The organism is Kitasatospora sp. NPDC054768 (genome assembly GCF_053612025.1).
The window spans coordinates 35,725-42,393 of the sequence record NZ_JBSHBN010000073.1 but is presented as its reverse complement, the minus strand read 5'-3'; the positions used below and the strand labels follow the sequence as shown (position 1 = coordinate 42,393).

6 protein-coding genes are annotated in these 6,669 nt (G+C 75.3%); 4 read left to right on the top strand and 2 right to left on the bottom strand.

What is annotated here, in order from left to right:
• Nucleotides 1-31 precede the first annotated feature (31 nt).
• Nucleotides 32-592, bottom strand: a complete 561-nt coding sequence (locus ACWGKU_RS22015; protein WP_452191535.1) for a GlcG/HbpS family heme-binding protein — start codon at nt 590-592, stop codon at nt 32-34.
• 339 nt (nt 593-931) lie between these two features.
• Here ACWGKU_RS22015 and ACWGKU_RS22010 point away from each other — a divergent pair, with 339 nt between their 5' ends.
• Both ACWGKU_RS22010 and ACWGKU_RS22005 read left to right on the top strand, forming a co-directional pair.
• Entirely contained in the window at nt 932-2,209 is a 1,278-nt protein-coding gene (locus ACWGKU_RS22010; protein ID WP_452179068.1) for a sensor histidine kinase, read from the top strand.
• Nucleotides 2,210-2,289: 80 nt separating this feature from the next.
• Nucleotides 2,290-2,937: a response regulator gene (locus tag ACWGKU_RS22005; protein WP_401055080.1), complete on the top strand. Its 648-nt coding sequence runs from the start codon at nt 2,290-2,292 to the stop codon at nt 2,935-2,937.
• A gap of 529 nt (nt 2,938-3,466) precedes the next feature.
• Here the strand turns inward: ACWGKU_RS22005 and ACWGKU_RS22000 are convergent.
• On the bottom strand, nt 3,467-3,946 hold the full coding sequence (locus tag ACWGKU_RS22000; RefSeq protein ID WP_401054501.1) for a hypothetical protein: 480 nt from the start codon (nt 3,944-3,946) through the stop codon (nt 3,467-3,469).
• Between the two features lie 374 nt (nt 3,947-4,320).
• On the opposite strand from ACWGKU_RS22000, the gene ACWGKU_RS21995 reads away from it, so the two are divergent.
• Entirely contained in the window at nt 4,321-5,103 is a 783-nt protein-coding gene (locus tag ACWGKU_RS21995) for an alpha/beta fold hydrolase (protein WP_452179069.1), read from the top strand.
• Between the two features lie 261 nt (nt 5,104-5,364).
• Entirely contained in the window at nt 5,365-6,483 is a 1,119-nt protein-coding gene (locus ACWGKU_RS21990) for a nucleotide disphospho-sugar-binding domain-containing protein (RefSeq protein WP_452179070.1), read from the top strand.
• Nucleotides 6,484-6,669: the final 186 nt, after the last annotated feature.

Sequence of the window (6,669 nt, the reverse complement as noted above, 5' to 3'; positions counted from 1 at the left end):
CGCGCGGCGCCGGCCGGCGGCCTGGCTCACGTCACTGCGCCAGCTCGGCGACGCCGGCCTGCGCGAACTGCTCGTCCAGGTCGCCGCTGGGCGCACCCGCGACGCCGACGGCCGCGATCGGAGCGCCCTTCGACTGGATCGGGGCACCGCCGGCCAGGAACAGGGTGCCCGGGATGTCCTTCAGGTTCGGGGCCTGGGCCAGCCGCTTGGCCAGCTCCGAGGTCGGGGCGTTCCAGGACACCGCGGTGAAGGCCTTGCGCTCGGCCGAGACCGGGGCCTGCGGGCCGGCGCCGTCACCCTTCAGCAGCACCCGGGTGACACCGTCGCGGTCGACGACCGCGACCGACACGTGCTGGCCGGCCCTGGTGGCCGCGTCCAGGGCGGCCTGGGCGGCGCGGGTGGCGGCGTCGATGGTCAGGCCGCTGCTCGCGGCCAGGTTCTTGTTCTGGGTGTCGGCCTTCGCCGCCACCGGGACGGCCGGGGTGTCGGTGGACTCGGCGCTGGCCGAGACGGCGCCCACGGTGGCGGCGGCGAGCGCGGCGGCGGCGACGGTGCCGGTCAGCACCCGGGTGCGCACGGAGGTCTTCTTCATGGTCCAGCTCCTCAGCGGATCTGCGGGGTGGGTGTGGCGGGGTGGGGTGGGGCGGGGGTTCGGGGGCCGCCGGGCCGTTGGGGGGATCGCCCGGCGGCGTGCTTCGATCCTCCGCCCGGGGAAGACGCCGCCACATCGACGGTCCGGCGCGGACGTCCGGGCATGATGGTGGACGCCGGGGTCAACCGATCGGCTGATGCGGCCCCGGGCCGGACGGGTCACCATCGAGGGATCGACGCAGGTCGGTGCGAGGCCGGACCGCGACGGTACGGGCCGGTGCAGGCCGGTCCGGGCCGGCGCAGGCCGCGCCCGCACCACCCGTTCAGCCAGGAGCCACCCGTGCAGCAGCCCCGTCCGACCGCCGGCCGCGGCGCTGCGGACCGCACCGGCACCGGCCGCCGGGACGCCCTCGGCACCGGCGACACCCTCGACACCCGCGACACCGGCGACCCGGACGCGGGCCGGTTGGCACTGCTGCTGGACTCCGCCTTCCTGCTGCTGCTCGCCGCCTCGCTCAACCGCTACCTCACCCACCACTCCGGCACCGCGCAGGCGCCCTGGGTGATCGGGCTGAGCGCGGCCCTCGCGGTCGCCCGGCCGGCCGGGTCCTGGCTCGACCACCGCCGTCCGCCCGCCCCGGGCCGGCCCCGCCGGTGGCCGCTGGCCCTGGTGGTGGCCCTCTGGGTGGTGCTGGTGCTGCTCGCGCCGAGCTTCGCCTGGTGCGCCGTCCCGCTGATCTACAGCGTGCTGCGGGTACTGCCGGCGAGGGCGGCCATCCCGCTGGTCGGGGCGCTGACCCTGCTGGTGGTGATCGCCGAGATCCGGCTGCCCGGCGGCGCCGACGCCACGCTGGTCCTGCTGCCGCCCACGGTGGCCGGGCTCGCCACCGGCGTCTTCCTCGTCATGGCCCGGCAGGCCGCCCGGCAGCGCGCGCTGATCGCCGATCTGGTCCGCACCCGGCGCGAACTCGCCGCCACCGAGCGGCGGGAGGGCACCCTGGCCGAGCGCGAGCGGCTGGCGATGGAGATCCACGACACCCTGGCGCAGGGCCTGTCCAGTCAGCAGATGCTGCTCCAGGCCGCCGAGCGCACCTGGGACACCCACCCGGCGACCGCCCGCACCCACGTCCGCACCGCCGCCGAGGTGGCGGCCCGGAACCTGGCCGAGGCCCGCCGCTTCGTCCACGACCTCGCCCCGGCGGAGCTGTCCGACGGCCGCACCCTCGACCGGGCACTGCGGTCGCTGGCCGAGCGGGAGTCCGCCGAGAGCGGGCTGCCGGTCCGCTTCCACCTGGACGGCACGCCGGTGCCGCTGCCCGCGGCCGCGCAGTCCGCGCTGCTGCGGATCGCCCAGGGCGCACTGGCCAACGTCCGCGAGCACGCCGGGGCTTCGGCCGCCGCGATCACGCTGTCCTTCCTCGGCGACCAGGCCGTGCTGGACATCGCCGACGACGGACAGGGCTTCGACCCGGACGCGGCCGGCCCCGGGGGCGGGCGCGGGTACGGCCTGCCGGCGATGCGGGCCCGGCTGCGGCAGCTGGGTGGCAGGCTGACCGTGGAGAGCACGCCCGGTGAGGGCACCGTCGTCTCCGCCGCGATCCCCCTGACGCAGCGATGAGTCGGAGCACCCGTGCACCCGGCGCGGCAACCGGCCCGGAACGCCGACGGGCCCGGCGCGGCCATGACCTTGGAGCAGAGATGAGCACGACTCCCGTCCGGACGACCCCGGTCCGCCTGCTGGTCTGCGACGACCACGCCGTGGTGCGGGCCGGGCTGCTGGCGTTGCTGGCGAGCGCCGGCGACATCGAGGTGGTCGGCGAGGCGAGTACCGGGGAGGAGGCCGTCGCGCTGGCCGCCCGGCTGGCGCCGCAGGTCGTGCTGATGGACCTCCAACTCGGCGACGGCATCGACGGGGTGGAGGCCACCCGGCGGATCACCGTCGCCCCGGGCGGACCGCACGTCCTGGTGCTCACCACCTACGACACGGACGCCGACATCACCCGGGCCATCGCCGCCGGCGCCACCGGCTACCTGCTGAAGGCCGAACGGCCGGAGGAGCTGTTCGCCGCCGTGCACGCGGCCGCGCGGGGCCGCACGGTACTCTCGCCGCCGGTCGCCTCCAGGGTGATGGCGCAGATGCGGGCGCCCTCACCGCAGCTCACCGAACGCGAGCAGGACATCCTCGAACAGTTGGCGCAGGGGCTGGGCAACCGGGAGATCGCCCGGGCGCTGTTCATCAGCGAGGCCACGGTGAAGACGCACCTCGGCCGGATCTACGACAAGTTGGGCGTGGACACCCGGGCGGGCGCGGTGGCGGTGGCGAAGGAGCGCCGGCTGCTGCGCTGAGGCCGGACCCGCTCCCCGTTCCCCCGGCTGCGCTGGGCGCCCGCCCGGTGTCACTGCGTGCTGCCATGATGCTCGGAATGTCGGATTCCGAGCCGGTGCCCGCCCGTGGGCTCCACCGGCCCGGTGCGGGCGGCTCGGGCGCCGGCCGTCCCGGATCGGCCACAACTCCCTGGTCCGAGGCCTTTTCGGGTTCCGCTGAGGGCCTCGCCACAATGTGGATGTTTCGTGGATTTCGCTATTGACAAACCAACCACGCGGTTTGTTAGTTTGAGATCAACGACGTCCCCGGGGGTGGGGGCTCGCCGGGGCCTGTGCGGACCGCTCTCGCCGGAGGGTGTGGCCAGGGGGGAACGGCGGGTTTGCCCGGGGTGTCGGGGGGAGCGGCAGCGCCGAAGCCGCGCGACGAGGCGGCGTGGAGCGGGTCCGGGGGGACTCGCTCCACGCCTCCCCCGGTTCCCTTCCAGCAGCTCCCCCGGTTCCCTTCCAGCAGCTCCTCCGGCCTCCCCGGCGCGTCCCGGCGCGTCCCGGCCTACGCCAGGGCGCTCCAGTACGGACAGCGGACGTACGGCAGCGGCGGCGCGCAGTGGTCGACGCTCCCGGACAGCACCGGGCCCCGCTCCGAGCGGGCCACTCCCGGCGAACTCGCGGTCAGCCCGGCCTCGCCCGACTCGCCGAAGCGCAGTGCCAGCCGGTAGCCGTCCGGGGTGGTCGCGGCGACGCCCGGGCGCTCCTGGCCGGCGTTCAGCGAGGTGATCGTCCAGCCGCGCCGCCGCCAGTGCCGCTCCACCACGTCCGCCAGCACCGCCCGCCGGGGCAGCGAGACGACGGTGAGGAGGTCCCGGCCCCGGGTGACGTACCAGAGCAGCTCCGACTCGCGCCCCGGCAGCGGCAGCCGCGCCCCCGCCCGTGCGGGCGCCCCCTGCCAGACCGGCGCCGGACGGACCGCGTCCAGGGTGTCCTGGAGCAGCGTCTCGCAGTGCTCGGCGGCATCGAGTTGATCGACCGTCACCCCCGGCTCCGACCCCGGCCCGGACCCCGGCCGACGGACCGGCGCGACTCTCGCGCCTCCGGGGCCGCCGCCCGGACATCCGACGTTCAGCTCGGCACCACCTGACTGCACAGGGCCCTCCGTACTCCTCCCGGCGTTCAACCCGGGCAGGCATTCCGTCACTGCTTGGACGGCGGGCGGGTACGGGCAGTTCCCCTCCCGGCTCCATCCCTCACCGTTCCCACACCTCAAAGTGCACTGCACGGTGCAGTTGAATCACTGATCTGCACCGTGTAGTTTACTTCTCGTGCCGAGCCGCCGGGCCGAAACCGCCGTCCGGCCGCTTGCCGCACGTCTTCTGACCCACCGTCCGCCCCCTGTCGAGAGGACCCGCCATGCCCGTCATCACCGTCGGCACCGCCCGCATCCCCTACCGCGTCGTCGGCGACGGCCCCGACACCCTCGTCCTGGTGCACGGCACCGGCCCCGGCTCGGCCATGTGGGACGGCCTGCTGGACGCCTTCACCGACCGCTGCACCGTGCTGCTGCCCGACCTCTCCGGCAGCGAGGCCGCCGACGACGACGGCGCGCCGCTCACCCTGGAGGCGCTGGCCGCCCAGGTCGCCGCCGTGATCGAGGACGCCGGCCGCGGCCCCGCCGACGTCCTCGGCTTCTCGCTCGGCGCCGTCGTCGCCACCGCGACCGCCGCCCTGCACCCCGAGCGGGTCCGCCGGCTGATCGCCGCCGCCGGCTGGATCAGCGCGGAACAGGACGAGTACCTGCGGCTCTCCATGGCCACCTGGCTCTCGCTCGCCGACCACCCCGCCGCGTTCGGCGGCTACGCCACCCTCACCGCCTTCAGCCGCGGCTTCCTCGACCGGATCGGGCGCGCCGCCGTCCAGGCCAACACCGCCTACATGCAACCGACTCCGGGCACCCTGCGGCACATCGCCCTCAACCTCGGACTGGACCTCGGCCCGCTGCTCCCGCGCGTCCAGGCGCCCGCCCTGGTGATCGGCTGCACCCAGGACGCGACCGTCCCGGTGGAGAACGCCCGCCGGCTGCACACCGCCCTGCCCGGCAGCGCCTACGCCGAGTTCGACACCGGCCACATCGTGCTCGCCGAGGAGACCGAGGCGTTCACCGGCACCGTCCGGGACTTCCTCGCGGCCGCGTGACCGGCCGTCGCACGACCGACCGCCGCGCGACCGGCCGTCGTGCAACCGACCGCCGGGAGGGAGCGGGCGGCGGCGTACGGGAGGTCCGGCCGGCGGGCGCGCACGGCCCGGGCGACCGGCGCGCGGAGCACACCATTGCCCGAGAGGCAAGCCCTGCTCCAGAAAGGCCGATTACCGCGCATGGTGATCCTTATCGAATTGACTGAACGTCAACTTCAAAGGTGAGACTGCCTTGTCAGCGACATCCGCAAGGAGACCACCATGCGCATACTCTTCACCGGCCCCACCGCGGCCGGTCACCTCTACCCGATGGTGCCCACCGCCCAGGCGCTGCGCGCCGTCGGGCACGAGGTCCTGTTCGCCGTCGGACAGCCGGTCGAGCTGATCCGGTCCGCGGGCTTCCCCATCGTCCAGATCGGCGACGGCCGGAGCCTGCGGGAGATCATCGAGGAGGCTCTCGGCGGCAAGGTCGAGTACGTCAACCGAAACAGGACCCAGGACGAGATCCTCGACATGGCGGCCGCGATGTTCGCGCGCGCCTCCCGTCCCGACGTGGACGGTCTGCTGGCGGCCGCCACCGACTGGGGCGCCGACCTGATCGTCCACGACTCCTTCGCGGCCGCCGCCCCGCTGGTCGCCGCCCAGCTCAAGATCCCGTCGGTGGTGCAGAACTTCGGTGCCAGCCCCGGCGGTCCCATGACCGAGCTGGTGGCCTCGCACGTGTCCGACCTGTACGAGGAGCGCGGCCTGACCGGCCCGGGCATCGCCGCGGTGCTCAACGTCGGCCCGCTCGGCGGCGACCCGGACGGCCTGCCGATGCGCTACGTCCCGTACAACGGCGGCGGCATCGTCCCGGCCGAGTTCCTCCGCAAGGCCGACCGCCCGCGGGCGGTCGTCACCCTGGGCACCGTGCTCGCCGAACTCGACGGCGTCCGCGCGGTGGTCCGCCTGGTCGAGGCGGCGGCCGAGGTCGACGCCGACTTCCTGCTCGCGGTCGGCAGCGCCGACCTCGCCCCGCTCGGCACCCTGCCCGCCAACGTCCGCGGCCTGCCCTGGGTCCCGCTCAACGAACTGCTCGGCCGCGCCGACGCGCTGATCCACCACGGCGGCTCGGGCACCATGCTGACCGCCCTCCAGGCGGGCCTGCCCCAGCTGCTGCTCCCCCAGGGCGCGGACCACTTCCTCAACGCCGACGCCATCACCGCCACCGGCGCCGCCCTGAGCTCCACCTCCGACGCCGTCGACACCCCGCTGCTCACCCGCATCCTCACCGACGCCGCGCTGCGCGACGCCGCCCACCGCCTGCAGGCCGACAACGCCGCCCTGCCCACCCCGGCCACCCTGGTCCCCAGCCTGGAGGGCCTCGCCGCCCGCCGCTGATCCACTGATCCATTGCCGGCTCCGGCCCACCCGGACGGCGCACGACAGCCGCGGGCCGACCGGCCTGCGGCTGTCGGCCGTCTGCGGGCGCCTGTCGGCGGGGCCGGGTCGCGCCGGGGCTCGACGCACACCCGCGCCGGCCGGCTCCGCCCACCGGATACCAGCTGGCGGCGCCCCGGAACCAGA

What these genes read in the sequence shown, in the direction of transcription:
- ACWGKU_RS22015 (WP_452191535.1), bottom strand. Translation starts at nt 592, where the DNA reads ATGAAGAAGACCTCCGTGCGCACCCGGGTGCTGACCGGCACCGTCGCC.
- ACWGKU_RS22005 (WP_401055080.1), top strand. Translation starts at nt 2,290, where the DNA reads ATGAGCACGACTCCCGTCCGGACGACCCCGGTCCGCCTGCTGGTCTGC.
- ACWGKU_RS21995 (WP_452179069.1), top strand. Translation starts at nt 4,321, where the DNA reads ATGCCCGTCATCACCGTCGGCACCGCCCGCATCCCCTACCGCGTCGTC.
- ACWGKU_RS21990 (WP_452179070.1), top strand. Translation starts at nt 5,365, where the DNA reads ATGCGCATACTCTTCACCGGCCCCACCGCGGCCGGTCACCTCTACCCG.